At 65.5% G+C, this 25,757-nt stretch carries 26 protein-coding genes; 3 read left to right on the forward strand and 23 right to left on the reverse strand.

Annotated elements, in window-relative coordinates; genetic code table 11:
• Positions 1-306: 306 nt before the first annotated feature.
• Complete coding sequence (gene murA / locus SLQ30_RS32300; protein ID WP_319451123.1) at positions 307-1,560, reverse strand: UDP-N-acetylglucosamine 1-carboxyvinyltransferase; 1,254 nt, start codon at positions 1,558-1,560, stop codon at positions 307-309.
• A gap of 81 nt (positions 1,561-1,641) precedes the next feature.
• Here murA and SLQ30_RS32305 point away from each other — a divergent pair, with 81 nt between their 5' ends.
• Positions 1,642-2,217: a cob(I)yrinic acid a,c-diamide adenosyltransferase gene (locus SLQ30_RS32305; RefSeq protein ID WP_319451124.1), complete on the forward strand. Its 576-nt coding sequence runs from the start codon at positions 1,642-1,644 to the stop codon at positions 2,215-2,217.
• Here SLQ30_RS32305 and SLQ30_RS32310 read toward each other — a convergent pair.
• From SLQ30_RS32310 to SLQ30_RS32385, 16 genes are all read right to left on the reverse strand, one after another.
• Entirely contained in the window at positions 2,214-2,660 is a 447-nt protein-coding gene (locus tag SLQ30_RS32310; protein WP_319451125.1) for a DUF2550 domain-containing protein, read from the reverse strand. The genes SLQ30_RS32305 and SLQ30_RS32310 overlap by 4 nt on opposite strands.
• 7 nt (positions 2,661-2,667) lie before the next feature.
• Positions 2,668-3,033, reverse strand: a complete 366-nt coding sequence (locus SLQ30_RS32315) for a F0F1 ATP synthase subunit epsilon (protein ID WP_319451126.1) — start codon at positions 3,031-3,033, stop codon at positions 2,668-2,670.
• 30 nt (positions 3,034-3,063) lie between these two features.
• A complete protein-coding gene (atpD, locus tag SLQ30_RS32320) occupies positions 3,064-4,497 on the reverse strand; it encodes a F0F1 ATP synthase subunit beta (RefSeq protein WP_319451127.1) in 1,434 nt (477 codons plus the stop codon).
• 22 nt (positions 4,498-4,519) lie between these two features.
• Positions 4,520-5,449 carry a F0F1 ATP synthase subunit gamma gene (locus SLQ30_RS32325; RefSeq protein ID WP_319451128.1) on the reverse strand — a complete coding sequence of 310 codons (930 nt, stop codon included), beginning with the start codon at positions 5,447-5,449 and terminating at the stop codon, positions 4,520-4,522.
• Between the two features lie 9 nt (positions 5,450-5,458).
• Entirely contained in the window at positions 5,459-7,105 is a 1,647-nt protein-coding gene (gene atpA / locus SLQ30_RS32330; protein WP_319451129.1) for a F0F1 ATP synthase subunit alpha, read from the reverse strand.
• A 42-nt stretch (positions 7,106-7,147) separates the two neighbouring features.
• Positions 7,148-8,482, reverse strand: a complete 1,335-nt coding sequence (locus SLQ30_RS32335; RefSeq protein WP_319451130.1) for a F0F1 ATP synthase subunit B/delta — start codon at positions 8,480-8,482, stop codon at positions 7,148-7,150.
• Positions 8,483-9,019, reverse strand: a complete 537-nt coding sequence (locus tag SLQ30_RS32340) for a F0F1 ATP synthase subunit B (RefSeq protein WP_319451131.1) — start codon at positions 9,017-9,019, stop codon at positions 8,483-8,485.
• Between the two features lie 12 nt (positions 9,020-9,031).
• Positions 9,032-9,289, reverse strand: coding sequence for a F0F1 ATP synthase subunit C (locus tag SLQ30_RS32345; RefSeq protein WP_319451132.1), 258 nt, complete (start codon positions 9,287-9,289; stop codon positions 9,032-9,034).
• Positions 9,290-9,359: 70 nt separating this feature from the next.
• Positions 9,360-10,133, reverse strand: a complete 774-nt coding sequence (gene atpB, locus SLQ30_RS32350) for a F0F1 ATP synthase subunit A (RefSeq protein ID WP_319451133.1) — start codon at positions 10,131-10,133, stop codon at positions 9,360-9,362.
• A complete protein-coding gene (locus SLQ30_RS32355; protein WP_319451134.1) occupies positions 10,126-10,590 on the reverse strand; it encodes an ATP synthase subunit I in 465 nt (154 codons plus the stop codon). The genes atpB and SLQ30_RS32355 overlap by 8 nt, the downstream gene beginning before the upstream one ends.
• A 267-nt stretch (positions 10,591-10,857) precedes the next feature.
• Positions 10,858-12,048 (reverse strand): MraY family glycosyltransferase, encoded by a 1,191-nt coding sequence (locus tag SLQ30_RS32360; RefSeq protein ID WP_319451135.1) that lies wholly within the window; start codon positions 12,046-12,048, stop codon positions 10,858-10,860.
• Between the two features lie 23 nt (positions 12,049-12,071).
• Complete coding sequence (locus tag SLQ30_RS32365; RefSeq protein ID WP_319451136.1) at positions 12,072-12,731, reverse strand: L-threonylcarbamoyladenylate synthase; 660 nt, start codon at positions 12,729-12,731, stop codon at positions 12,072-12,074.
• A complete protein-coding gene (prmC, locus tag SLQ30_RS32370) occupies positions 12,728-13,612 on the reverse strand; it encodes a peptide chain release factor N(5)-glutamine methyltransferase (RefSeq protein ID WP_319451137.1) in 885 nt (294 codons plus the stop codon). Before prmC ends, SLQ30_RS32365 begins: the two co-directional genes overlap by 4 nt.
• Positions 13,609-14,682 (reverse strand): peptide chain release factor 1, encoded by a 1,074-nt coding sequence (gene prfA, locus SLQ30_RS32375; protein WP_319451138.1) that lies wholly within the window; start codon positions 14,680-14,682, stop codon positions 13,609-13,611. The genes prmC and prfA overlap by 4 nt, the downstream gene beginning before the upstream one ends.
• Positions 14,683-14,772: 90 nt before the next feature.
• The gene (gene rpmE, locus SLQ30_RS32380; RefSeq protein WP_319451139.1) at positions 14,773-15,027 is read right to left on the reverse strand and encodes a 50S ribosomal protein L31; all 255 of its coding nucleotides are present in this window, start codon (positions 15,025-15,027) and stop codon (positions 14,773-14,775) included.
• A 156-nt stretch (positions 15,028-15,183) separates the two neighbouring features.
• Positions 15,184-15,801: a maleylpyruvate isomerase family mycothiol-dependent enzyme gene (locus SLQ30_RS32385; protein WP_319451140.1), complete on the reverse strand. Its 618-nt coding sequence runs from the start codon at positions 15,799-15,801 to the stop codon at positions 15,184-15,186.
• A 76-nt stretch (positions 15,802-15,877) separates the two neighbouring features.
• Here SLQ30_RS32385 and SLQ30_RS32390 point away from each other — a divergent pair, with 76 nt between their 5' ends.
• A complete protein-coding gene (locus SLQ30_RS32390) occupies positions 15,878-16,312 on the forward strand; it encodes a MarR family winged helix-turn-helix transcriptional regulator (protein WP_319451141.1) in 435 nt (144 codons plus the stop codon).
• On the opposite strand, the gene fadD1 is transcribed toward SLQ30_RS32390, so the two are convergent.
• Positions 16,293-17,876 (reverse strand): fatty-acid--CoA ligase FadD1, encoded by a 1,584-nt coding sequence (fadD1, locus tag SLQ30_RS32395; protein ID WP_319451142.1) that lies wholly within the window; start codon positions 17,874-17,876, stop codon positions 16,293-16,295. The genes SLQ30_RS32390 and fadD1 overlap by 20 nt on opposite strands.
• Positions 17,877-18,009: 133 nt before the next feature.
• Here fadD1 and SLQ30_RS32400 point away from each other — a divergent pair, with 133 nt between their 5' ends.
• Positions 18,010-18,648: a TetR/AcrR family transcriptional regulator gene (locus SLQ30_RS32400; RefSeq protein WP_413468239.1), complete on the forward strand. Its 639-nt coding sequence runs from the start codon at positions 18,010-18,012 to the stop codon at positions 18,646-18,648.
• A 52-nt stretch (positions 18,649-18,700) separates the two neighbouring features.
• Here the strand turns inward: SLQ30_RS32400 and rho are convergent, their stop codons facing one another.
• The 5 genes from rho to lysA all read right to left on the reverse strand — a co-directional run bounded on the left by rho (position 18,701) and on the right by lysA (position 25,746).
• Entirely contained in the window at positions 18,701-20,758 is a 2,058-nt protein-coding gene (gene rho / locus SLQ30_RS32405; protein ID WP_319451144.1) for a transcription termination factor Rho, read from the reverse strand.
• 291 nt (positions 20,759-21,049) lie between these two features.
• The gene (gene thrB, locus SLQ30_RS32410; RefSeq protein ID WP_319451145.1) at positions 21,050-21,994 is read right to left on the reverse strand and encodes a homoserine kinase; all 945 of its coding nucleotides are present in this window, start codon (positions 21,992-21,994) and stop codon (positions 21,050-21,052) included.
• Between the two features lie 13 nt (positions 21,995-22,007).
• On the reverse strand, positions 22,008-23,087 hold the full coding sequence (thrC, locus tag SLQ30_RS32415; RefSeq protein WP_319451146.1) for a threonine synthase: 1,080 nt from the start codon (positions 23,085-23,087) through the stop codon (positions 22,008-22,010).
• Positions 23,084-24,409, reverse strand: a complete 1,326-nt coding sequence (locus SLQ30_RS32420; protein WP_319451147.1) for a homoserine dehydrogenase — start codon at positions 24,407-24,409, stop codon at positions 23,084-23,086. Before SLQ30_RS32420 ends, thrC begins: the two co-directional genes overlap by 4 nt.
• The gene (lysA, locus tag SLQ30_RS32425) at positions 24,409-25,746 is read right to left on the reverse strand and encodes a diaminopimelate decarboxylase (RefSeq protein ID WP_319451155.1); all 1,338 of its coding nucleotides are present in this window, start codon (positions 25,744-25,746) and stop codon (positions 24,409-24,411) included. The genes SLQ30_RS32420 and lysA overlap by 1 nt, the downstream gene beginning before the upstream one ends.
• Positions 25,747-25,757 lie beyond the last annotated feature (11 nt).

Raw genomic sequence — 25,757 nt, forward strand, 5'->3', positions numbered from 1 at the left:
AAAAAAACAACCACACCCTGAAAACGGAAGACGGGGAGTCCCCCCAAGGCATGGCAAAACAAACAAACAAAAACCACCAAACACACTATTGAGTTCTCAAACAACACGCCCTGTTAACAGGCAACCCCACTACTGTACACCATCTGCGGGGGCCGATCAAACCCCGTCCTCCGGTCCTAAGACCGGGGCCGCGGGTCCATGAGTTCGGGCTTTTACGCTCGAACTCGTTGTTATCGATACTACCTGACGAGTCGCCTGAAACCGAAATCCCCAGACACGCATAGGGATTTCGGCCGAGGAGCCAGCTCAGTGAAGCCGCTCGATCTCGGCGCCCAGACTGGCCAAGTTCTCCACGAACAGGGGATATCCGCGGTCGATGTGGAACACGTCGTGGACCTCAGTGTCTCCGTCGGCGACCAGGCCGGCCAGCACCAAGCCCGCGCCCGCCCTGATGTCGGACGCCCACACCGGTGCGCTCGACAGCTGCGGGATGCCACGCACGACGGCATGGTGGCCATCGGTCCGCGCATCGGCACCCAGTCGAATCATCTCCTCCACGAAGCGGAACCGCGCCTCGAAGACGTTCTCGGTGATCATCGACGTGCCGTCGGCGATGCAGGCCAACCCGATGGCCATTGGCTGCAGGTCGGTGGGGAAACCAGGGAACGGCAGGGTGGCCACGTCGACTGCCTTCGGCCGTTCGTACTGAACGATCCGGAAACCATGGTCGTGCTGCGTGACGGTGGCGCCCGCGTCGTGGAGCTTGTGCAGCACCAGCTGAAGGTGCTGCGGGTCCACCCCCGTCACCGAGATGTCGCCTCGCGTCATCGCCGCGGCGATGCCCCACGTGGCCGCAACAATGCGGTCTCCGATGACCCGGTGTTCAGTGGGGTAAAGCCGATCGACACCGGTAATGATCATTGTCGACAGGCCCGCTCCAGATATCTGGGCGCCCATCTGGTTGAGCATTTCGCATAGATCGACGACGTCAGGTTCACGGGCGGCGTTGTGAATCGTCGTGACGCCTTCGGCCAGCACCGCGGCCATCAGAATGTTCTCGGTAGCGCCCACCGACGGGAACTCCAGCTGAATCTCTGCGCCGTGCAGGTGATCCGCTTCGGCGACCACACAGCCGTGCTCGATGTTGCACCGGGCGCCAAGTTGACGCAGCCCGGCCTGGTGCATGTCGAGTGGCCGCGAGCCAATCGCGTCGCCACCGGGAAGTGCGACCTTGGCTTTCTTGCACCGCCCCACCAGCGGTCCGAGCACACAAACCGACGCGCGGAACTGCCGCACTGCGGCGAAGTCAGCGTCGTACTTGAGTTCGTCTGGCGACGTGATGCGCACCGTGGCGCCGTCGAGGTCGACCGTAGCCCCCAGGCCGCGCAACACTTCGGCCATCAACGGGACGTCCAAGATGTCCGGGCAATTGGTGATGGTGCTGGTGCCCTCCGCCAACAGCGCTGCCGCCATGAGCTTCAAGACACTGTTCTTGGCGCCCCCGACGGCAACTTCGCCCGATAACCGGGTGCCGCCGGTCACCACGAATCGCTCACTCACACGGGTCAGTTTAGGTCAGCGGGGACCGTCCCGAGCCTGCCTTCGGTCTGCCGCGCCGGCCTTCCGAGTACGGTTTGATCCATGGCAGTACACCTGACCCGCATATATACCCGCACCGGCGACGATGGGACCACCGGCCTCAGCGACTTCAGTCGGGTGTCGAAGAACGACGCACGACTCGAGTCCTACGCCGACTGCGACGAGACCAACGCAGCGATCGGTGTCGCAGTGGCATTGGGTCAGCCGAATGAGCAGATTCTCAAGGTATTGAGGCAGATTCAGAACGATCTGTTCGATGCGGGTGCCGATTTGTCTACCCCGTTGGTAGCGAACCCCGAGCATCCTGCGCTGCGGATCACCCAGGACTACATCGATCGCCTCGAGGGCTGGTGCGACGAGTTCAACGAACCGCTCCCCGCGCTGAATTCCTTTGTGCTGCCTGGCGGTACGGCCCTATCGGCGCTTCTACACGTGGCCCGAACCATCGCGCGACGAGCGGAACGGTCGGCGTGGCGTGCGATCGACGAGCACGGCGATTCGGTCAGCGTGCTGCCCGCCAAATACCTGAATCGACTGTCGGACTTGCTTTTCATTCTCTCCAGAGTGGCCAATCCCTCAGGCGACGTGCTCTGGCAACCGGGCGGCGCTCGGACCTAGGGGTTCCGTCTCCGCGCGCGCGGCGACGGACGCGATTCCAGCCAGGATGTGAAGGCGGTCAACGCCCCTCGATCGAGGGCGACCTCGTATCCCCTTCGCCGTTCCGCGCTGGTGTCGCGTAGTTCGAGTACCACGATGGCGTCGGTCATGATGTCGAATTCATCGCCGCGGGGAGTGCGGCGCGACACGACCTCGACACCCCGACGGGACAACCTGCGGTCGGGCCACCAACGCAGACTCGAGAGCCGGTAGAAGCCGGCTTCCTCTCCGCGGTAACGCAATACGCCGTGACGCCAGCCGTGTCCCCCGACGGCAGGGATGTCGCGCAGGATCGCAGCGGTCCCACCGACCTGACGCAGCTTCCACAGCCGGTACGTCAGAGCAATGACGACCAGCAACAGCACACCGATCAGCGCGACCATGATCATCATGAGCGCGCTCATCGGCGGATCAGTCGAGCTGGCCTAGGGCGCGCAACCGCGCCCTGCCCCACGCAGCAGTGCGCTCATCGTCGGATTCGGAATCCTGCTTGGCCTCGTCGGCGTTGATCTCGGATTCCAATTCAGCGTTCTCGACCAGGATTCGGACCGCTTCCTCGGTCACCGAAAGGAAACCGCCGTCGATGGCGATGCGAAGGTCGTCCTCGCCCTCGCGCTCGACACGGACCATGGCGTCGTCGACCAACTGGGCCACCAGCGGGATGTGCCGCGGGAGGATCCCGATCTCGCCAGCAGTGGTGCGGGTGAACACGAACGACGCGTCACCCTTCCACAGCTCGCGCTCGACGGCGACGATCTCGACGTGCATTTCAGCCATGGCACACCACCTTTCGGGCCCGAAGCGCAATCACAACTTGGCGCCGAAGGTCTCGGCCTTCTTGGCCAGGTCGTCGAGGCCGCCGATGAGGAAGAACGCCTGCTCGGGCAGGTGGTCGAAATCGCCCTTCGTCAGCTTGTCGAACGCCTCGATGGTTTCCTTCAGCGGCACCGTGGAGCCAGGCTGTCCGGTGAACTGCTCGGCAGCCATCATGTTCTGGCTCAGGAAGCGCTCGATACGGCGGGCGCGGTTGACCAACTGCTTGTCCTCTTCGGACAGTTCGTCGACACCGAGAATCGCGATGATGTCCTGAAGGTCCTTGTAACGCTGCAGGACTCGGATGACTTCCTGCGCAACGCGATAGTGCTCGTCACCGACGACGGCCGGGTCGAGGATGGTCGAGCTCGACGCCAGCGGATCCACCGCGGGGAAGATGCCCTTGGAGAACACCGCACGGGACAGTTCCGTGGTGGCGTCGAGGTGCGCGAACGTCGTCGCGGGCGCCGGGTCGGTGTAGTCGTCGGCGGGCACGTACACGGCCTGCATCGAGGTGATGGAGTGGCCGCGGGTCGAGGTGATGCGCTCCTGCAGCTCGCCCATCTCGTCGGCCAGCGTCGGCTGGTAGCCCACCGCCGACGGCATGCGGCCGAGCAGCGTCGAAACCTCGGAACCGGCCTGCGTGAACCGGAAGATGTTGTCGATGAACAACAACACGTCCTGATTCTGCTCGTCGCGGAAGTACTCCGCCATGGTCAGCGCGGACAGCGCGACGCGCATACGAGTGCCGGGCGGCTCGTCCATCTGACCGAACACGAGTGCGGTGTCCTTGAGCACGTTGGCATCCGCGAGCTCGACCCATAGGTCGTTGCCCTCACGGGTGCGCTCCCCCACGCCCGCGAACACCGAAGTGCCACCGAAGTTTCGGGCGATGCGGTTGATCATCTCCTGGATGAGCACGGTCTTGCCGACACCGGCGCCGCCGAACAGGGCGATCTTTCCGCCGCGCACATACGGGGTGAGCAGGTCGACGACCTTCAGACCGGTTTCGAGCATCTCGGTCTTAGGCTCGAGCTCGGCGAATGGCGGTGGCTTGCGGTGGATCGACCAGTGGTCGAAGTCCTTGCCGTAGCCGGGCTCGTCGAGGCACGCGCCGAGCGCGTTGAACACATGGCCTTTGACGCCGTCACCGACGGGCACCGAGATCGACGCACCGGTGTCGGTGACCTCGACGCCGCGGACCAGTCCGTCGGTGGGCTGCATGGAGATGGTGCGTACCAGGTTGTCACCGAGGTGCTGTGCAACCTCGAGGGTGAGCGTCTTGGCCATCTCCTTGTACGTGATCTCGGCGTGCAGAGCGTTGAACAGCTCCGGCACCGACCCACGCGGGAACTCGATGTCGACGACGGGGCCGGTGATACGGACCACGCGACCTGCGGTCTTGGAATCTTCTGCGGTGGCAGTCATATCTCTTCGCTTCCTACGGTGCTTACTTGGCGTCAGCGAGGGCGTTTGCGCCGCCGACGATCTCGCTGATTTCCTGGGTGATCTGGGCTTGGCGTTCACGGTTGGCCTCGAGCGTCAACGCCTTGATCAGGTCGTCGGCGTTGTCCGTCGCCGACTTCATCGCCCTACGGCGTGAAGCGGATTCGGACGCTGAGGCCTCCAGTAGCGCTGAGTAGACGCGGGTGGCGACGTACCGCGGTAGCAAAGCGTCAAACAGCGACTCTGGGTCGGGCTCGAACGAGAACAGCGTCCGTGGGCCGTCTTCCGGCTCATCGTCGCCGACGTACTCGACCAGCATCGGCGCGATCCGCAGCGCAATTGCGCTCTGCGACAGCATCGACTTGAACTCGGTGAAGACGATGTGGAGTTCGTCCACACCCAAGATGCCGTCGTCGCCCGGGTCATCACCTTCGTCATCGACACCGGCCATGAAGGCCGTCACTAGCGTCTCGGCGATCTCACGCGCCTGCTCGTACGTGGGGCGGTCGGAGAATCCGGTCCATGAGTCCGTCACCTCACGCTGGCGGAAGCGGTAGTAGCCCAGCGCCTTTCGGCCGACGGTATAGAGCACGGGCTGCTTGCCCTCGTCCCGCAGCAGTGCGAAGAGCTCCTCCGACCGACGGAGCACGTTGGCGTTGTAGGCCCCACAAAGACCGCGGTCCGACGACACCACCAAGACACCAGCCCGCTTGGGAGATTCCCGTGCGACGAGCAATGGGTGGTCCAGCGCGCTGGCGCTCGCGAGTTCCGTGAGCATGTTGGTGATCTCGGACGAGTACGGTCGAGCCGCCTGGACCCGAGCCTGTGCCTTGGCGATCCGCGAAGTCGCGATCAGTTCCTGGGCCTTGGTGATCTTCTTGATCGACCCGGCGGAACGGATGCGCCCCCTGAGTTCGCGCAGTGTGGCTGCCATTTCGCCTACCTACTTCTTCGGTGCCGGCTTGCGGACCTTGACCGATTCCTTCTCGACGTCCTCTTCGTCCATCGCCTCGGTCTCGGCCTCGTTCACGACGACGGAGCTACCGTCAGTGGCGGAAAAGCCCTTCTTGAAGTCGTTGACGACTCCCGTCAGCTTCTCCTCGGCTTCCTCAGGGAGCTTCTTGCTCTCCCGGATGTCCGTGAGGATGGCCTCGTGGCTGGCCTTCACGTGCTCGAGGAACTCGGCCTCGAACCGCTGAACGTCCTCCACCGGAACCGAATCCAGATGGCCCTTGGTGCCAAGGAAGATCGCGACGACCTGCTCCTCGACCGAAAGCGGACTGTACTGAGGCTGCTTGAGCAGCTCGACCAGACGCGCGCCGCGCTCCAACTGAGCCTTCGACGTCGGATCCAGGTCGGAGGCGAAGGCGGCGAAGGCCTCCAATTCGCGGTACTGCGACAGGTCCAAGCGGAGACTTCCTGCCACCTCCTTCATCGCCTTGATCTGGGCGGCGCCACCGACGCGCGACACAGAGACACCGACGTTGATGGCCGGGCGCACACCCTGGTTGAACAGGTCGGTCTCCAGGAAGCACTGCCCGTCGGTGATGGAGATGACGTTCGTCGGGATGTATGCCGAGATGTCGTTGGCCTTGGTCTCGATGATCGGCAATCCCGTCATCGAGCCTGCGCCCAGCTCGTCGTTCAGCTTGCCGCAGCGTTCCAGCAGCCGAGAGTGCAAGTAGAAGACGTCGCCCGGGTACGCCTCGCGGCCCGGCGGGCGGCGCAGCAGCAGCGAGATCGCGCGATAGGCCTCGGCCTGCTTGGTGAGGTCGTCGAACACGATGAGCACGTGCTTGCCGTCATACATCCAGTGCTGGCCGATCGCCGAACCGGTGTACGGGGCAAGCCATTTGAAGCCGGCAGGATCCGAGGCTGGGGACGCGACGATGGTGGTGTATTCCATCGCGCCGCCCTCTTCGAGAGCGCGCTTGACGCTGGCGATCGTGGTGCCCTTCTGGCCGATCGCGACGTACACGCAGCGCACCTGCTGCTTGGGATCACCGGTCTCCCACGCTGCACGCTGGTTGAGGATGGTGTCGACGCAGACTGCGGTCTTGCCGGTCTTGCGGTCACCGATGATGAGCTGGCGCTGGCCGCGGCCGATCGGGGTCATCGCGTCGATGGCCTTGATTCCGGTCTGCAGCGGCTCGCTCACGCCTTGGCGTTGAACCACCGAAGGGGCCTGAAGTTCGAGCGCGCGGCGGGTATCGGTGGCGATGTCACCCTGCGCGTCGATGGGCTGACCGAGCGGGTTGACGACGCGGCCCAGGAAGGCATCGCCCACCGGCACCGAGAGCACCTCGTTGGTGCGCTTGACCTGCTGGCCCTGCTCGATCTTCTCGAAGTCGCCGAGGATAACCGCGCCGATGCTGTGCTCGTCGAGGTTCAGCGCGACGCCGAGCACGCCGCCCGGGAACTCGAGGAGCTCCTGGGTCATGACCGAGGGCAGGCCCTCGACGTGGGCGATGCCGTCACCGGCGTCGATGACTGTGCCGACCTCTTCACGCTGGGTGTCGGCGGAAAACGACGATACGTAGTCCTCGACGGCGCCTTCGATGTCAGCAGCGGAGATTGTCAACTCTGCCATGATTCTTCGTCTTCCTACCTTTTGATGTGGGTGAGTCTGTGGTTAGTCCGGCAGCTGAGTTTGTGCGGCGGCCAGGCGCGATGCGATGGAGCCGTCGATCACCTCGTCACCGACGGTGATCGAAAGTCCGCCGAGGAGTTCGGGATCGACGTGGATCTGGGCGGACACCGGATGTCCGTAGATCCGCGACAGCACCTCGACGAGCCGCGTGCGCTGCGCGTCGGACAGGTCCGCCGCGGCGGTGACGTGAGCGACGACCTCACCGCGCCGGGCCACAGCGAGCTCGGCCAGGTCCACGACGGCCTCGTCGGCCCGCTCGCCCCGCAGCTGGCCGATGGTCTGCGTCAGCAGCGCCGCGGCGGTTCCGTTGAGACCAGAACCGTCGATGATTTTGTTCAACAGGGCAAGACGACCGTCAACCGGCGTGGTGTAGTCGCTGAGTGCGGACGAGAGCCGGGGTTCGGCGTCGAGCACACGTCCGAAGCGGAAGAGTTGGTCCTCTACCTCGTCGACTTCGCCTTCGACCTCGGCGCGCTTCAGCAACGCGAGCCGGGCCGTGTGTTCGATGCCGTCGACGAGGTCGGCTACCGCGGACCAGCGTTGAGACACGGCCGCGCGCAGCAACTGCGCGGTGTGCTCGTCGACCTTGTCCGAGAACAGCCGGTCGACCAGCCGCACCTTGGCGGTGGCGTCGTCGGTGGCCTCGGCGAGGTGCTTGGTGAGCGCGGGCTCCGCGATCAGCAGCCTGACCACCGACCCGAGTTCGTCAGCCAGCGTGGTCAGCCCGGGGGCTTGGAGTCTGCCTGCCACGTCGTCGAATTCAGCGTCCAGCGCGCCGAGCGCCTGCCGGCTGGCGGCTCGAAGTCGCGCCGAGGCACTGGTCTCGATCACCGCGGTTGACGGTGCCATCTCGTCCAAGTCGGCCAGAAAACGATCGACCGTCGCGGCTTGCGCCGCCGGATCGCCGACGTGGGTGCGGACCAAATCGGTTGCCTTCTGCACGGTCTCGTCGCCCAAGCCAGCCCGCAGTTGGCGGATGAGCTGCTGACGCATCAACTGAACCTGTTGTGCGCCTTGGCTCTTGATGCGCTCGGCATCGACACCGGCCTGTTCGACGAGTTGTGCGGCGATCCGCTCGGAATCGTGCTTGGCCTCGTCAGTGACCTTCGTCGACTCGGCCTTTGCATCGGCGAGCGACTTGGCGTGCATTTCGTCGGCGTCGGTCAGCTTCTTGGCGGCCTCGGCGCTCTCGGCAAGGGCGGTGCGGACCGCGTCCTGCTGCTTCTGCATGAGCGTCCGGATCGGCGGCACCACGTACTTCCAGATGATCCAGGCGATGACCGCGAAGCCGATGAGCTGCCCGATGAATGTCGACATCTACTTCCGTCCTGAATTCGCGTCGACGCCGAGGATGCGGTTGGCCAGCGTGGCGGACAAGGGATCCACCGATGACTGCAGTTCGGATTGCGTCGCCGAACCCACCTGAGCCAGCTGCGCATCCGCCTCGCGCACGGTCTCGGCCACCTCGCCGCTTGCCTCCGCCCGCTTCTCGTCGACGACCTGACGGCCCGCGGTACGAGCTTCGTCGCGAATGGACGACGCTTCGGCGCGCGCGCCTGCCATCGCCTCGTCATAGTCGGCCTGCGCCGCTGCGACCTGCTCGGCGGACTTACGGTTGTCCGCGTGGGTCTTGGCCAGCATCGCTTCGCGCTCGGCCAAGACCTTGCTGATCGGTGGCACAACCCATTTCGTGATCACGCCGAGCACGATCAGGAAGATGATCAGCACGACGAAGAAGGTCGCGTTAGGGATCAGGAAGTTGCTCCCGCCCCCGCCGCCTTCTTCTCCCGCTGCCTGGCTGGCCGCCAGGATGTTGATGCCGTCCGCCAGGACGGTTGAACCGAGTTCACCCATCGTGTCGGTGTACTAACCCGCGTAGACCGGCGTCGCAAAGACGAACAACGCCATGAACGCGAGGTTGATGAAGTACGCCGCTTCCACCAGACCGACGGTGATGAAGAACGGGGTGAACAGCCGGCCCTGGGCCTCGGGCTGCCGGGCGATGCCGGAGATCAGGGCGTTACCGGCGATACCGTCACCGATGCCGGCGCCGATCGCGCCGCCACCCATGATCAGGCCGCCGCCGATCAGCGCGCCCGCCGTGATGAGGGCGTTTGCATCCATTCCTATTTCCTCCTTGATAGCTGGCGGCGGTGCCACCAGGACTACTGGTCATCCTTGTCGTGCACGTGCTCTAGTGGTGCTCTTTTTCGTCTTCGTGGTCCAGTTCCATCGACTGGCTGAAGTACAGGATCGTCAGAAGGGCGAAGATGAACGCCTGAATCAAACCGACGAAGAGGTCGAACGTCTTCCAGATCGCATTGGGCGCCCACAGGATGTACGGCGGGAACAAGGCGATGAGGCCGACCAGGATGCCGCCGGCGAACATGTTGCCGAAGAGTCGCAGCGACAACGAGATCGGCTTGGCGATCTCCTCGACGAGGTTGATCGGCGCCATCAGCGTGACGTGGCCCTTGACGAGCTTCTTGGCATGGCCCCATGCGCCGCGACGCCAGACACCCGCGGCGTGATAGGCGATGAAGACGAACAGCGCGAGCGCGAGCACGTAGTTGATGTCCGACGCGGGCGGCTTGATGAGTTCGGTGGCCGCACCGTCTGCGCCGGTGAACTGCACCGGGAGCACCGAGAGCCAGTTGGACACCAGCACGAACACGAAGATCGTGACGGCGAGCGGCAGCACGAACGGCGCCACCTTCATTCCGATGGCGGCCTCGATCTGCTGGCGCATCTGGATGGTGATGGCTTCGAAGAACAGTTGCACGCCGCCCGGCACCCCGGTGGACGTGACCTTGGCGCGCAGGAAGAAGGCCAAGCCGATGACGATGACGGCGGCCACGCTGGTGCCGATGATGGTGTCGAGGTTGAAGGTCAGCCCAAGCCAGTGGACTTCTTCGTGGTGTCCGACGTGGATCGCCGCGCCACCCTCGGCGAGAACAGTCTCAGTCATTGGTGTCTGCTCTATCCTTCGATTCCGTTTCTAGGACGTCTAACCCGTTGGAGCGGATCTTCCTGAGCACGGGAATGCTGGTGCTGATCACCAGCACTGCCTGGAAGATCGCCAGCCCGAAGAGCACGCCGATGCCGTCCGGCTTGAAGATGAACGCGATCGCCATCGCTACGACGGTGATGACCAACAGCCGCGTCATCGAGTTGAGCGCCATCTTCTTCTTGAGCGGATGGTCCTGGGCCGTGATTGACTCGACGGCACGACGAACCAGCAGCGCGTTGAGCAAACCCATTCCGAGTCCGACGCCGAAGAAGAGTCCAACGAAGTGGTGGTGAGTCGTGTAGCTCGAGGCGAGGACCGCGAGGCCCGTCAGCACCAAGCAGACGATGAATAGCCGAACTGGCCGGAAGGCCACGGACGGAAACACCAACGGCGCGTCCTGCGCTGGCGTCGTCACTGCTTCACCTTCAATCCCGTTTTCACGGAAGCTGTCCCCTTTGACAGTCGATGTTCCGGCGCGTGCCCGACGACTGTATCGAAGGACGACTGGCGCGCTGGAATCACCCAAGGGGTAGCTCCCTTTGTCGGTCGTTGATCGGCGCCGATCGATCTTGCGAATCGATGGGCCGGGGGCCGGCAACCCGCGAGGTTTTTCGGGTTCTGCCAGCACGGTACCACATGGTAGACGGGCTAAAACGCGAACTACTACTTTTTGTCGTACTTCCTAGTCTGAGTGCTCGCTGGGAACCTCACCGCTGCGTCGAAGCAGCGGAATGAGGGTGATGACGATGGCGATGGCGATCGCGCCAAGCATCACCGCGCCGGTGTAGCGGGGATCGAAGAATATGGTGCTCGCGGCGCCAAGCGCGACGATGCCGACCCATAGATAGACCAGCAGCACCACGCGTCGATGGGAGTGCCCGATCTGCAACAGCCGATGGTGCAGGTGCATCTTGTCCGGACTGAACGGACTCCGACCCGCCCGCGTACGACGCACGATCGCGAGCAACATGTCGAGCGCAGGCACGAACATGACAGCGACGACCAGGAGGAACGGCGACAACAAGGCGAACACGTCCCTGGCGCCGTACGCGTTCTGAGAGATCGGCCCGGCCGCAGTGGTCGACGCCGCCGCCAGCATCAGCCCAATCAGCATCGACCCCGAGTCGCCCATGAAGATGCGGGCCGGGTGGAAGTTGTGCGGAAGGAATCCGAGACACGCACCTGCGAGTACCACCGAGATGACCGCTGGCGGGTAGAAGAGCACGTCACCACCGTGGTCGCGCAACAGCCCGATGGAGAAGATGCAGATGGCTGCGGCGGTGATGAGGCCAAGGCCTGCGGCCAGCCCGTCGAGGCCGTCGACGAAGTTCATCGCGTTGACGATCGACACCGTCAGCGCCAGCGTCAGCAGGATCGACGTGACCTGGTCGAGCACGATGGTGCCGACGCCGCCGATGGGGATGTAGAGCACGCTCCACGCGACTCCCATCGTGACGAGCACGCTGGCCGCGGTGATCTGGCCTGCGAACTTGGTCAGCGCGTCAAGGCCCCAGCGGTCGTCGATGAGGCCGATGGCCATGATGAGTCCACCGGCCACCACGACCGCAGGCATGCCAGAGGAGTAGACGAAGCCCCGGGTCAGCGCCGGGAGTTGGGATGCCAGCAGAACGGCCGCGACGATGCCGATGTACATCGCGAGTCCGCCCATCCGCGGCGTCGGCTGCAGGTGCACGTCGCGCTCGCGCGGGTAGGCGACGGCACCGACCCGGGTGGCGAAGGCGCGCACCCAGCCCGTCGCTAGGTAGGTAATGATCGCGGCCGTGAGCCCGACGAGCGCGAGCTCGCGCAGCGGTACGCCCGCGCCACGATCCGACAGCGCCAGCGTGACCGTTCCCAGCGCCTCACTCACCACCGTGTGAACGGTACTGGAGTCAACTAGGAGTGTTCTGCGAGCGCGTCGGCGTCAGACCCGAGTACCTCGGCGATGGCCGCAGCCGTGATCGGGCCCTCCCGAAGGACACGCGGTTGGGCGCTGGTGAGGTCGACGATCGTCGAGGCGGCCTGTCGGGCTGACGGACCCGCTTCTAGGTAGACCTCGACCAGGTCCCCCAACTGGTTGCGGGCGTCGGCGGCCGTGACGGCGGCAGGCCTGCCCGAGACGTTGGCACTGGACACCGCCATAGGACCGACTTCCCGCAGAAGCTCGATGGCCACCGGATGCAAGGGCATACGCAGCATGACGGTTCCGTTCGCGTCGCCGAGATCCCATTGCAGCGACGGGGCCTGTCGGACAACGAGGCTCAACGCTCCCGGCCAGAAAGCACGGATCAGCTCGCGCGCAGACGGTGGCACGGAGTACACCAGCCCGTCGATGGTGTGCCACGAACCGACGAGCACCGGCACCGGCATGTCGCGGCCGCGCCCCTTCGCCGCAAGCAACGCAGCGACCGCGGTGCCGTCGAAGGCGTCCGCACCGATGCCGTAGACGGTGTCAGTGGGCAGCACGACAAGGCCGGAACCCTTTAGCGCGCTGATAGCCGATGCGATGCCCGCCGGTCGCTGGTCTGCGTCTGCACAGTCGAACACCTCAGTCATGCGCGATCCCGCTCCGCTTCTCGCTCGAAGTCATGCCCTAACCCTTGTCCCTTGCGCACCGCGGTGACGAACCGGGGTCGCCCTGTGAGATCCCGGTGCGACGTGATCTCGCCGAACATCCCGGTCGCTTCGAACATCGCCACCGTTTGTGCGGCGGTGGTGTCGTCGTGCTCGACCGCAATGCGGCCGCCGGAACACAGCAGCCGGGCGGCCAGCGTGACGATGGGCCCGATGACCAACATGCCGTCGGGGCCGCCGAACAGCGCGTGCGGCGGATCATGTTCGGCCACTTCGGGTTCCAGTATGGCGCCGTCGGGAATGTAGGGCGGGTTGGCGACGACGAGCGCAACCTTTCCGTCGTACTCGGCCAGCACGTCTGTCGCAGTGACATCCGCCTCCACCACGACGACGGCGCTGCCCGCGCTGTTCCGTCGCGCATAGCGAAGCGCCTCGGCGGAGTCGTCGACGGCAACGATGCGGGCAAGCGGCCTGGCGTGCGCCAGCGCGAGCGCAAGCGCCCCCGATCCGGTGCACAGATCGACGACCACCGACGATTCGGAAAGCTCTTGTGCCAGTGCCCATTCCAGCAGCGCCTCGGTTTCCGGGCGCGGAACGAAGACGCCCGGGCCGACTTCGAGCGTCACGGGGCCGAACGGCGCAGTTGCCATCAAGTGCTGCAACGGGATCCTGCTGGCCCTTGCAGCGACGAGCTCGCGGTAGCGCTCGAAGAATGCTTCGTCGGGCTGGTGAAGGGTAAGGCGGCCGCGGTCGACGCCGGCAGAGTGGGCGGCCAGGCATTCGGCGTCGAACCGTGCGCTGTCGATGCCGGCCGCGGCGAGCGTACCCGCGGCCTCATTGATGGCCTGCCGCAGCCGGATCATGCCTCTTGCAGTCTCGTCCGCTTGTCGGCGGCCGCTAGTGCATCGAACAGCGGGTCGAGCTCGCCTTCGAGCACCTGGTCGAGGTTGTGCGCCTTGAAGTTGATGCGGTGGTCGGCGATGCGATTCTCGGGGTAGTTGTAGGTCCGGATGCGTTCGCTGCGGTCGACCGTGCGGATCTGGCTGGCGCGGTCGGCCGATGCGTCGGCGGACGCCTGCTCCTCGGCAAGGGCCTGCAGGCGGGCGGCCAGCACCACCATGGCGCGCGCCTTGTTCTGCAGCTGCGACCGCTCGTTCTGACACGTGACGACGATGCCGGTGGGTAGGTGCGTGATGCGTACCGCCGAGTCGGTGGTGTTGACGCCCTGGCCGCCCTTGCCGGAGGAGCGGTAGACGTCGATGCGAAGGTCGGATTCGTCGATCTGCACTGCTTCGACGTCCTCTGGTTCGGGATACACCAGCACCCCGGCCGCCGAGGTATGCACGCGGCCTTGGGATTCGGTCACCGGTACCCGCTGCACGCGGTGCACGCCGCCCTCGAATTTCAATCGCGACCACACGCCGTCGGCCGAGTCACCCTTGCTGGCGATGGTGAGCGTGGCGTCCTTGTAACCGCCGAGATCGGACCACGTCTCTCCGAGTACCGACACGGTCCAGCCGTGCCGTTCGGCGTACCGGATGTACATCCGGGCCAGGTCCGCCGCGAACAGTGCAGACTCCTCGCCGCCTTCTCCCGACTTGACCTCGAGCACGACGTCGTCGGCGTCATGCGGGTCGCGCGGGGCGAGCAGATCGGTCAGGTGGGTGTCGAGTTCCTTGACCCGCGCCTCGAGGTCGGCGACCTCCGCGGCGAAGGAGGAATCGTCGGCCACCAACTCTCTGGCCGCCTCGAGGTCGCCCCGGGCGGTGTCGAGCTTGCGGTAGGTCGCCACGATCGGCGAGACCTGCGCGAACCGGCGACCGACCCGCTTGGCGGCACCAGCGTCGGCGTGTAGGGCGGGGTCGGCGAGCTGGCGCTCGAGGTCCGCGTGCTCAGCGAGCAGCGCTTCGATCTTCGGCGCGTTGTCGGACATGCTGGCCTCCTTCCCCAAGTGCATTCTTCGCTAGACGCGAACGGCGCCCGGCCTGACGCGAATGCGACAGATCGGGCGCCGATCGATGAGCTATTTGTCGGTCGTGGCGGCCTTCTCGCCAGTCGCCGCGCTGGCCCCGGCACGCTTGCCGTAGCGCTTCTCGAAGCGGGCCACGCGGCCGCCGCTGTCGAGAATCTTCTGCTTGCCGGTGTAGAAGGGGTGGCACTGGGAGCAGACCTCGACCACGATGTGGCCGCTCTCCTTGGTGCTACGAGTCTGGAAGGTGTTGCCGCAGCCGCAGACCACGTTGGTCTCGACGTAGGCGGGGTGAATACCCGATCTCATTTTCTGGTCCTCTTCGATAGTTGGTCGCCGGGTCGCCTGAGTTCTGACCTGTGAGTCTTCAGACGTGAACCGGAACCGAGGGGTCGACGGTCGATTATGCCAGGTCAGCCGTCAGAGTCATAAACGCCCGCACACCGACGGCTATTCCAGTGCCCGTCACTGACGCGCGGCGGCAGGCACTGGACCGGACAAGCCGTCCAATCCGGCCTTGCGCCCGGCCAGCGCCAGGAGGATGTCCGACATGGGCCCGCTGACCCGTTCGCCGGAGCCGACGCGGAAGTCCGCATCGTCGGCGACGAGCTCGACGCCGTGGAACCGCTTGCGGGTATGGAACGGAAACCCCATCGCCCACAGCCGCTCGGCGGCCACGATCGCCGGTTCCAGCGGAATCCTCCGGTCGATGCCGAGGGGAATCGCGATGTCCTGACCGTGCACGAGGGTGTCCATCAGTGGGTCGGCGACGGCGGTGCCCGGTGGCCGTCGCCGCCCGCCGACCATCCCGCGCAATGTCGCGACGAGCTGCTCAGGCGTGCTGCCGTCCTCCTGCGCGACCCGCGCCACAGCTTGGTTGAAGCGGAACCCCGAGCGCGCCACTTCCCAAGCCATTCGCGGCCATCTCGCGGCGGACTGGGTGAGGTGTACGGCGACGTCGCGAACCGTCCAGCCGGCACAGAGCGACGGAGTGTTCCACTGATCGGCCGTGAGGGTCTCGAGGAAGTCGGCGAGGTCGGCTCGCTGCTCATCGATGTGCAGCCACGTCGCCTTGGCATCCATGTCGCCTCCAATTAGTCAGGTACCCTGTCGAAATATAGACAGGGAGGCGTACTAAAGCAAGCTAGGATTCGAAGCCGTGACCGAACCGACTAGCACCGCAACGCTTCTGTTCGCCGTGCACCGGGCCGCCGAGACCAAGGTCATGGAGGCGCTGAGGGCGGCGGGGTTCGACGACCTGACGGTCGCGCAGTGTCGCATCGCGCAGCGGCTGAGTCCGACCGGCATTCGCGTCACCGACCTCGCCGAGCAGGCGGGGGTGACCAAGCAGACCGCTGGTGGGCTGATCGACGAGCTCGAGCGCACCGGCTACGTCGTGCGCCACCCCGACCCGGCCGACGCCAGAGCACGCCTGGTCGTGCTCACCGCTCGGGGCATGAAACTCTGCGCCGCGTCGGCGGCCGAGGTGAACAAGATTGAAGACGAGTGGCGCAACGAATTCGGAGCAACGGCCTACCGGCAACTACGGACGATGCTGATGTCGCTGCGCGAGGTTACCGATCCGATGGAGTGACCACCTGGTAGGCGGTGCCGGCGCGCTTCCACATCACGCCGCCGACTACGTCCAGGCCGCGCGCGACGAGCTCCCGCTTGAGGATCTTGTTGGTCGCGGTCGTGGGGAGCTCGTCGGTGACCCAGACGTATCGCGGCCACGCCTTCGGAATCATCTCCTCGTGCGCCGCAAGGAACTTTTCGAACTCGTCGGCGTCGAACTCGGCGCCGTCACGCAACACGACGGCCGCCATCACCTGATCGCCAACGAGCTCGTCGGGTACGGCGTAAACGACCGCGCGACTGACCGCGGGGAACTGCACGAGCACCCGCTCGATGGGCGCGGTAGCCATGTTCTCGCCGTCGACGCGCAGCCAGTCGGCGTTGCGGCCCGCGAAGTAGATCCAGCCGTCGGCGTCGCGGTAGGCGAGGTCGCCCGACCAGTACATGCCGTGTTTGATGCGCTCGTCGGTGGCGGACGGGTCGTTGTAGTAACCGCGGAACAGTCCGCTGCCGGTGGTGTTGACCAACTCCCCCACCGCCGCATCGGCGTTCAGCAGCGCCCCGGCGTCGTCGAACTCTGCGACATCGCATTCCTGGACCGTGTCGGGGTGGTAGATGGCTACGCCCGGATACCCCCTGCCGATTGATCCGAGTGGGCAACCGTCTTCGCGGATGACGATGATCGCGTTCTCGGTCGACCCGAATCCGTCCCACACCGAGCAGTCGAAACGGCGCGCGAACTCGTCGATGTCGCGATCGCTGGCCTCGTTGCCGAAGGCGACCCGCAGCGGGTTGTGGTGGTCATCCGATTGCGCTGGGGTGGCCAGGATGTAGGCCAGTGGCTTGCCGACGTAGTTCATGTAGGTGACGCCGTACTTGCGTACGTCGTCGATGAAGCGCGACGCCGAGAACTTGGCTGGAACCATCGCCGCCCCTGAGACCAAGGTGACCGCCCAGCCCGCGTACACGGCATTGGAGTGAAACAGCGGCATCGACAGATAACCCACGTCGTCAGTGCTGACGTCGTACTTGGCCACCAGCGCCATGCCGGCGATCAATACGACGGCATGCGGTACCTGAACGGCCTTGGGCTCCCCGCTTGTGCCGGAGGTGAAGATCATCATGAACGTATCGTCGGGAGCCGACTCCCGGTGCGGGGTGAGCGGAGGCGCATCGGCGACCTCCTTGGCCCACTCGGGGGTCGAGACGTCGATCACCCGCACGCCGGGCAGGTCGAGTCCCTCGATCAGCGCGCGGTGCTCGGGGTTCACCAACAGAATCTGGGTGTCCACCCGGAGGATGTCACGTGCCAGCGCAGGTCCGCGTCGGGTGGTGTTGATGCCGCACAACGTGAAGCCCCCCAAACCGGCGGCGGCCAACGCCCGCAACATATCCGGAGTGTTGCCCAGCAAGGCGCCGATATGCATCGGCCGGTCGGGGTCGGCGGCCGAGATGAGCGCGGCGGCCTGGGCGCTGGCTTCGGCGATGTGCTCGCGCCACGACCAGCTCTGATCGCCGTACTTCAACCCGACCGTGTCATCTTCGGCGCGCTCGCGAAGTAACTGCTGGAGCGTTTCCGCCATGGAGATCCACCTTGATCCGAGTTTCGTGAACAATTATGAACAGATTGAGAAAACTGTCTACCATCGTTGGGCCCGCTCACGGTAGCGTGTGCGCCTTGACAGGTATTTTTCATGTGTATTCGAACAGAGCCACATGTATTCGACAGAACCATCAGGAGCCGCCACGTTGACCACCTCTACCGAACGTAGGACCGTTCGCGACCGGTTGACCGACGCGGCCGAGGTATGCCTGCGCGCCAAGGGTATTCGCGCGACGACGGTATCGGAAGTGGCCGAGGTCGCCGGGGTGTCCCGCGGCTGGCTCTACCGCCACTTCCCGGACAAGGTGTCGCTGCTCGGCGCGGCGATCGTGCGGCTCAACGACGCGTACTGGTCGGAGTCGCACGCGATGCTCGAACAGATATCGGGGCTGGATCGCCAGATCGTCGCAGGCATTCGCCACGGCCGTGCCGCATACGACGACCCTGGCGCACTGTTGATGAAATTGCGGGTCGACGAGCCCGACGAGTTCGCGGCATGTGCGGGCGCCGGCGTACTGGGCCTGGTGCCCGATCTGGCCGAATTCTGGTCGCGCTACCTGATCACAGCCCAGGATTCCGGCGACATCCACGCCGACACCGATATCGCCGAAGCGTCGGAATGGGTTGCGCGCGTGCTGCTCTCGCTCGCGACGGTGCCGGGCGAGACGTTCGACGTCAACAATCAGGACGCGGTGCTGACCTATGTACGGCGCTATGTGATGCCCGGGCTGCGGGCGGATCCTGCCGTCTGACGCAAAGACCCCACACGCCTTGGCGTGCGGGGTCTCTTGCGCTGAGCGCGGGTCAGTCGTGGTCCATGTTCCCCGGCGTGGTCTTGGAGACCTGCATGAGGAACTCGTAGTTGGTCTTCGTCTTGCGCAGCTGGCTCATCAAGAGGTCGATGGCCGCGTGCGGGTCGAGCCCCGACAACACGCGACGCAGCTTGTGCACGACGCCGAATTCATCGGTGGACAGCAGCAGCTCGTCCTTGCGGGTGCCGGACGGGTTGACGTCCACGGCCGGGAACACCCGACGCTCGGAGATCTTCCGGTCGAGCTTGAGCTCGGCGTTGCCGGTGCCCTTGAACTCTTCGAAGATCACCGTGTCGCCGGTGGAGCCCGTCTCGACCATCGCCGTGGCGATGATGGTCAGCGAACCGCCGAACTCGATGTTGCGCGCCGCACCGAGAAACCGCTTGGGCGGGTACAGCGCGGTGGAGTCGACACCACCGGACAGGATGCGGCCCGACGCGGGAGATGCGTTGTTGTAGGCGCGTCCCAGCCGGGTGATCGAGTCGAGCAGCACGACGACGTCCTTGCCCTGCTCGACCAGGCGCTTGGCCCGCTCGATCGCGAGCTCGGCGGCCTGGGTGTGATCTGACGGCGGCCGGTCGAAGGTCGAGGCGATGACCTCACCCTTGACCGAACGCTGCATGTCGGTGACCTCTTCGGGCCGCTCGTCGACGAGCACGACCATGAGGTGGCACTCGGGGTTGTTCACGGTGATCGCGTTGGCGATGTCCTGCAGAATCGTGGTCTTGCCTGCCTTCGGCGGTGACACGATCAGCGCGCGCTGACCCTTGCCGATCGGCATGATCAGATCGATGATCCTGGTGGTCAACCGCTCGGGAGTGGTCTCAAGACGCAGCCGCTGGTTCGGGTAGAGCGGGGTGAGCTTGTTGAAGTCCGGACGGTTCTTGGCGTCCTCCACCCGACCGCCGTTGACGGTGTCCAGACGAACCAGCGGATTGAACTTCTGCCGGGGGTTCTGGCTACCACCGCCGCCACCCTCGCCCTCGCGGGCGACTCGGACTGCGCCGGTGACGGCATCTCCGCGCCGCAGGCCGTTCTTGCGCACCATGTTCATGGACACGTAGACGTCGTTGGGGCCGGCCAGGTAGCCAGAGGTCCGCACGAACGCGTAGTTGTCCAGCACGTCGAGGATGCCCGCGACGGGTTGCACGACGTCGTCTTCGCGGAGCTCGGTGTCACGATCGCCACCGCCGCCGCCTTCTCCGCCGGCACGGTCGCCGCGACGCCTGCGGTCACGGAAGCGTCGGCCACGTCGGCCCTGCCTGCCGTCGCCATCGTCGTCATCGTCGTCGTTGTTGTTATTGGCGTTGTTGTTGCCGCTGTTGCGGTTGTTGGCGTTGTTGCCGCCGCCGCTGTTGCGGTTGTTGGCGTTGCTTCCGCCGCTGTTGGCGTTGTTGCCGCCGTTGTTCTTGTCGGCGTTGTTCTTGTCGGCGTTGTTGCCGCCGTTGTTCTTCTCGGCGTTGTCGCCCGACCGGTTCTGCCGACCGGCGCCCTGCTCGGCGCCCTTCTCTTCGGCCTTCTCGGACTTGGCGGGCGCATCGACCTTTTCCGCCGTGTCAGGCGTCTCGGCCTTCTCGTCGGTCTTCTCGCTGGAGTCGGCACCACCTTCGGGTGCACCGGCCTGGCGCGAGGCACCGCGCCGCTCACGACGTGCACGAGGCGGTGCGGCGTTGCCTTCGGCGGCCTGCTCGGCAGGCGCCGTCGCATCCGCGGACGCTGTGTCGGCGGCCGGCGCAGCAGGCGCACCGTTGGTCTCGCCACGCTGTTCGCGGATGGCGGCGATGAGCTCGCTCTTGCGCATAGCCGACGCACCCTTGATGCCAACCTCATTGGCAAGCGCGCGCAGGTCAGGGAGCACCATGCCGGTCAGCGAACCGGTGCGCTCGCCAGCCGCGACGGCGGCAACCGGTGCCACCACAGCTGGGGGCGCGACGGCAGGCTCGTCCGACGCAGCAGGTGGGACCTGCTCGGGGAGATTTGAATTCACGGGGTCTGGCAGTGCGACGTCTTCGCTGCTACCGCCAGCCGTGATGAGGTCCGTATCAGTCACGGATTTCCTTTCCTTCCCTCGCCGATGTGATCGTCCGAGGGTTCTGTGCATTCAGCTGTTCGACTTAAGGCCGGTTACTGAATGCCTTTGTCCCACCGTCGCCTGTGCAACGGTGATCGCCAGGATTCGCCGCCATGGGCAAATCAACAGTCCACGAGATTGAACACCTAAAGAGAGAGTGGTCGTCCTAGTGTCGGCGCAGGCACAGACGCTGCGATTGCTGGACGAGAGCGAGAATAGCTCGCATTGGTGTTCGAAGCAAGACAACCGGTGATTCGCGTGTGACAACTGTCAACTACCCACCGGCACGCCGGCCGCCCAGCGGACACCCTCACCCACTGACATCTCGCGAACCGTGAACCCATGCGCGGTGCCGAACTCCAGGGCTTCAGCGGGCAACTCCGAACCGAAACTGAGCGCGATAATCGCAGGTCCGGCGCCGGAAAGCACCGCTGCCAACCCACAACGCCGCAACAACGCGAGATATTCCGCAGACGCAGGCATGGCGGCCGCCCGCTGTGGTTGATGCAATCTGTCCTCGGTGGCAGGCACCAGCAGATCGGGCCGTTCGGTCAGGGCAACGACGAGCAGCGCTGCGCGGCTGACGTTGAACCGGGCGTCGACATGGCTGATCTGGTCGGGAAGCAGCACCCTGGTCTCCGCCGTCGACGAGCGCACTTCGGGTACGGCGGTGAAGAGCCGGATGTCCGGATGCAGGCGCAGCGGCGCGGCCGCGTACCGCGAATTCGGGCCGTCGGCCTCCGTATAGGACACGACCATCCCACCGAACACCGCCGCCGAGGCGTTGTCGGGATGTCCCTCGAATTCCGACGAGAGTTGCACGAGTTCGACGTCGGATAGCCCCGTCGAACCTGCTTGCACGACAAGTCCATTGGCTGCGGCGAGCCCGCCAACGACAGCCGCGGCCGACGAACCGAGTCCGCGCGAGTGCGGAATGTCGTTGCGGCAGCGTACGTTAAGCCCCGTCGCGCGGAAGCCGGCCACCTGCAGACCTCGCTCGATGGCGCGCACGACGAGGTGCGATGAGTCAAGCGGGACCTGCCCCGCACCCTCTCCTTCGACATCGACCGTCAGCCCGGATGCGGTTGTCTCCAAGACGATCTCGTCATACAAGCTCAACGCCAATCCCAGGCTGTCGAAACCGGGGCCCAAGTTGGCGCTCGACGCGGCAACCACCGAGTGGGCAGTCAGTCCGGCGGGCAGAATCTGCGTCACCGCATTCATCCCGCTAGACCAGACCGAGCTCGGCGGCCACCGCGATGGGGTCTACCGCGATCGCCGTGACGGGCGGCAATTCCTTCAGCGCCGTATCGGGGTCCTTGAGCCCGTTGCCCGTGACGGTGCACACCACGGTGGAGCCCTTCTTCACCCAGCCGTCCTCGATGGACTTGAGCAGACCCGCGATGCTGGCGGCGGATGCAGGCTCGACGAACACGCCCTCGCTGCGCGCCACCAGGTGATACGCCGCGAGGATCTCCTCGTCCGTTGCGGCCAGAAAGCGGCCATTGGACTGCTGCTGCGCCTCGACTGCGGAGTTCCAGGACGCCGGCGAGCCGATCCGGATGGCGGTGGCGATGGTCTCGGGGTTGCTCACGGGTGCCCCCAGCACCAACGGCGCCGCGCCAGCGGCCTGCGTACCGAGCATGCGGGGCAGCTTCTCGGCCAGCCCGTCGCGGTGATACTCGGTATAGCCCTTCCAGTACGCGGTGATGTTGCCAGCGTTGCCGACGGGCAGGGCGTGGATGTCGGGGGCTTCTCCCAGGGCGTCGACGATTTCGAACGCCGCGGTCTTCTGACCCTCGATCCGGTACGGGTTGACCGAGTTCACCAACGAGACCGTAGGGAAGTCCGCAGTCAGCTTGCGGGCCAGCTCGAGACAGTCGTCGAAGTTCCCGTCGATCTGAATGATCTTTGCGCCGTGCATGACCGCCTGCGCGAGCTTTCCCATCGCGATCTTGCCCTGCGGGATCAGCACCGCACACGTGATACCCGCCCGCGCGGCGTAGGCCGCCGCCGACGCCGACGTGTTCCCGGTGGATGCGCACAACACCGCCTGCTGACCACGGGCCACCGCCTCGGTCACGGCCATCGTCATGCCGCGGTCCTTGAACGAGCCGGTGGGGTTGAGCCCCTCAACCTTCAAATGCACTGTGCAGCCGGTCTGTTCGGACAACCGCGTGGCGTGGATCAGCGGAGTGCCACCCTCGAGCAGGGTGATGGGCGTCCACTCGTCCTCGACGGGCAACCGGTCGCGGTATGCGGCGATCAGCCCGGGCCAGGGTTGATGGACAGCAGTCCGGGCGCTCATTCGGTGGTTCCTTCCAATCGGAGCACGCTGTTGATGCTTGACACGACGTCCAGATCGGCAAGCGCCGCAACCGTTTCCGACTGCGCAGAGTCGGTGGCGCGGTGAGTGACCACGACGATGCGAGCGCCGCACCGCTGGCCGTCGTCGTCGACCATGCCCTCCTGGCGCACCTCGGCGATGCTGACCTCGCGCTTACCGAATTCGGCCGCCACCGAGGCCAGTACACCTGGCTTGTCCGCGACGTTCATGCTCACGTAGTAGCGGGTGGGGATGAAGCCGATCGGTGCGATCGGCAGTTGGGCGTACTTGGACTCGCGCGGACCGCGGCCACCGTGAACCCGGTTGCGGGCCGCCATCACCAGGTCGCCCATCACGGCCGACGCGGTCGGCGCGCCGCCGGCCCCCTGCCCGTAGAACATGAGCCGACCGGCCGCCTCGGCTTCGACCACCACGGCGTTGAACGCGCCGTTGACGGTCGCCAACGGGTGCTCGTACGGCACCAACGCCGGGTAGACCCGGGCGGAAATCCGCTGCTGACCTTCGTCGTTCGTGAGCCGTTCACAGATCGCCAGCAGCTTGATGTTGCACCCGAGGGCACGGGCCGACGCGAAGTCGTCCGACGTGACCTTCGTGATGCCCTCGCGATAGACGTCGTCGGCGGTGACCCGGGTATGGAACGCGATGGACGCCAGGATCGCAGCCTTCGCCGCGGCGTCGTAGCCCTCGACGTCGGCGGTGGGATCGGCCTCGGCGTATCCGAGGGCGCTCGCATCGGCCAGCGCCGACTCGTAATCCGCGCCGGTGTCGTTCATCGCCGAGAGGATGTAGTTGGTGGTTCCGTTGACGATTCCGGCGACGCGCAGCACCGTGTCCCCCGCCAATGACTGGGTCAGCGGGCGGATCACCGGGATGGCGCCAGCTACTGCCGCCTCGAAGTAAAGGTCGGCATGGGCACTTTCGGCGGCCTGCGCGAGCTCGCCCGTCGAGACCGCCATCAACGCCTTGTTGGCGGTGACTACCGACTTGCCCCGTTCGAGCGCCGCCAGGATGGCCTTGCGGGCCGGATCGACTGGACCCATCAACTCGACGACGATGTCGACGTCGTCGCGTGACACCAGCCCCGCCACGTCGTCGGTGAGCAATCCGACGGGTACACCGCGATCGTCTGCTACCCGGCGGACCCCGATGCCACGGAGTTCCAACGGCGCGCCGATGCGCGCGGCGAGGTCCGCCGCACTCTCTTCGATGATGCGTACGACTTCACTTCCGACGTTGCCGTATCCCAATACGGCTACGCCGACCGACTTCTCGGGCTGACTCATTAACTACCCACCTCCAGGCTTATCAGGTCATCGACCGTTTCGCGGCGCAGGATCAGCCGCGCCTCGCCGCCACGGACGGCCACCACAGCAGGCCGGCCGAGCAAGTTGTAACGACTCGACATCGAATAGCAGTACGCACCGGTGGCGGCCACGCCGATGAGATCACCGGGTGCGACGTCGTCGGACACCCACGCGTCGCGCACGACGATGTCGCCACTCTCACAGTGCTTTCCGACGATGCGCGCCAAGGTCGGCGCGGCCTCGCTCACCCGCGATACCAGCCGGGCGTCGTATTCGGCCGCATACAGCGACGTACGGATGTTGTCGCTCATGCCGCCGTCGACGCTGACGTAGCGGCGGTGGGCGGTCTGGCTGATCGCAACATCCTTGACAGTGCCGACCTCGTAGAGCGTGATGGTGCCGGGCCCGGCAATCGCCCGACCAGGCTCCACCACCAGCTTCGGCGTCGGCAGTCCCACGGCGGCCGACTCGTTGCGCACGATGGTGCTCAGCTTGTCGGCCAACTCGTACATCGGCGGTGGATCATCCTGTGGGAGATAGGAAATACCCAATCCGCCGCCGAGGTCGATGATGGAGATCTGCGCGGTCTTCTCGACGCCGAACTCGGCAACGACGTCGCGCAGCAGCCCAATCACGCGGTGTGCAGCGAGCTCGAAGCCCGCGACGTCGAATATCTGGGAACCGATGTGACTGTGCAGGCCGACCAGGCGCAGGTGGTCGGTCGCGAACACGCGGCGCACGGCGTCCATGGCGGCGCCGCTGGCGAGCGAGAGCCCGAACTTCTGGTCCTCGTGCGCGGTGGAGATGAACTCGTGGGTGTGCGCCTCGACGCCGACCGTCACGCGCACCAGTACGTCCTGAACGACGCCGGCATTGCCCGCGATCGCGTCTAGCCGCTCGATCTCGATGGTCGAGTCGAGCACCACGTGCCCGACGCCTGCGTTGACCGCAGCGGTGAGTTCGTCGACCGATTTGTTGTTGCCGTGCAATGCGATTCGCTCAGGTGGAAAGTCTGCGTGCAGCGCCACCGCGAGTTCGCCGCCGCTGCAGACGTCGAGCGCAAGGCTCTCCTGGTCGATCCAGCGGGCCACCTCGCTACAGAGGAAGGCCTTCGCGGCGTAGCGGACGTACTCACCTCCGCCGAACGCCGCGGCGATGTCGCGGCAGCGCGACCGGAAGTCGTCCTCGTCGATGACGAACAGCGGGGTGCCGTATTGCTCGGCGAGCCGCGTCACCGGCACGCCTGCGATGGCGACCTCGCCGTCGGCGTTGCGAACGGTGTTGCGCGGCCACACGTTCGGAGCAAGGGCAAGCAGCTCCGCTACCG

Source organism: Mycobacterium sp. RTGN4 (assembly GCF_033804635.1).
GTDB lineage: Bacteria > Actinomycetota > Actinomycetes > Mycobacteriales > Mycobacteriaceae > Mycobacterium.

Coding starts and splice junctions, on each gene's coding strand:
- SLQ30_RS32345 (WP_319451132.1), bottom strand. CDS start 9,289: ATGGATGCAAACGCCCTCATCACGGCGGGCGCGCTGATCGGCGGCGGC.
- thrC (WP_319451146.1), bottom strand. CDS start 23,087: ATGAGCGCCCGGACTGCTGTCCATCAACCCTGGCCCGGGCTGATCGCC.
- SLQ30_RS32325 (WP_319451128.1), bottom strand. CDS start 5,449: ATGGCAGCCACACTGCGCGAACTCAGGGGGCGCATCCGTTCCGCCGGG.
- SLQ30_RS32400 (WP_413468239.1), top strand. CDS start 18,010: ATGTATTCGACAGAACCATCAGGAGCCGCCACGTTGACCACCTCTACC.
- SLQ30_RS32305 (WP_319451124.1), top strand. CDS start 1,642: ATGGCAGTACACCTGACCCGCATATATACCCGCACCGGCGACGATGGG.
- SLQ30_RS32340 (WP_319451131.1), bottom strand. CDS start 9,019: ATGGGTGAACTCGGTTCAACCGTCCTGGCGGACGGCATCAACATCCTG.
- atpA (WP_319451129.1), bottom strand. CDS start 7,105: ATGGCAGAGTTGACAATCTCCGCTGCTGACATCGAAGGCGCCGTCGAG.
- fadD1 (WP_319451142.1), bottom strand. CDS start 17,876: ATGGCGGAAACGCTCCAGCAGTTACTTCGCGAGCGCGCCGAAGATGAC.
- SLQ30_RS32310 (WP_319451125.1), bottom strand. CDS start 2,660: ATGAGCGCGCTCATGATGATCATGGTCGCGCTGATCGGTGTGCTGTTG.
- prmC (WP_319451137.1), bottom strand. CDS start 13,612: ATGATCCGGCTGCGGCAGGCCATCAATGAGGCCGCGGGTACGCTCGCC.
- rpmE (WP_319451139.1), bottom strand. CDS start 15,027: ATGAGATCGGGTATTCACCCCGCCTACGTCGAGACCAACGTGGTCTGC.
- SLQ30_RS32365 (WP_319451136.1), bottom strand. CDS start 12,731: ATGACTGAGGTGTTCGACTGTGCAGACGCAGACCAGCGACCGGCGGGC.
- SLQ30_RS32315 (WP_319451126.1), bottom strand. CDS start 3,033: ATGGCTGAAATGCACGTCGAGATCGTCGCCGTCGAGCGCGAGCTGTGG.
- atpB (WP_319451133.1), bottom strand. CDS start 10,133: ATGACTGAGACTGTTCTCGCCGAGGGTGGCGCGGCGATCCACGTCGGA.
- SLQ30_RS32335 (WP_319451130.1), bottom strand. CDS start 8,482: ATGTCGACATTCATCGGGCAGCTCATCGGCTTCGCGGTCATCGCCTGG.
- SLQ30_RS32385 (WP_319451140.1), bottom strand. CDS start 15,801: ATGGATGCCAAGGCGACGTGGCTGCACATCGATGAGCAGCGAGCCGAC.
- prfA (WP_319451138.1), bottom strand. CDS start 14,682: ATGTCCGACAACGCGCCGAAGATCGAAGCGCTGCTCGCTGAGCACGCG.
- SLQ30_RS32420 (WP_319451147.1), bottom strand. CDS start 24,409: ATGAGTCAGCCCGAGAAGTCGGTCGGCGTAGCCGTATTGGGATACGGC.
- atpD (WP_319451127.1), bottom strand. CDS start 4,497: ATGACTGCCACCGCAGAAGATTCCAAGACCGCAGGTCGCGTGGTCCGT.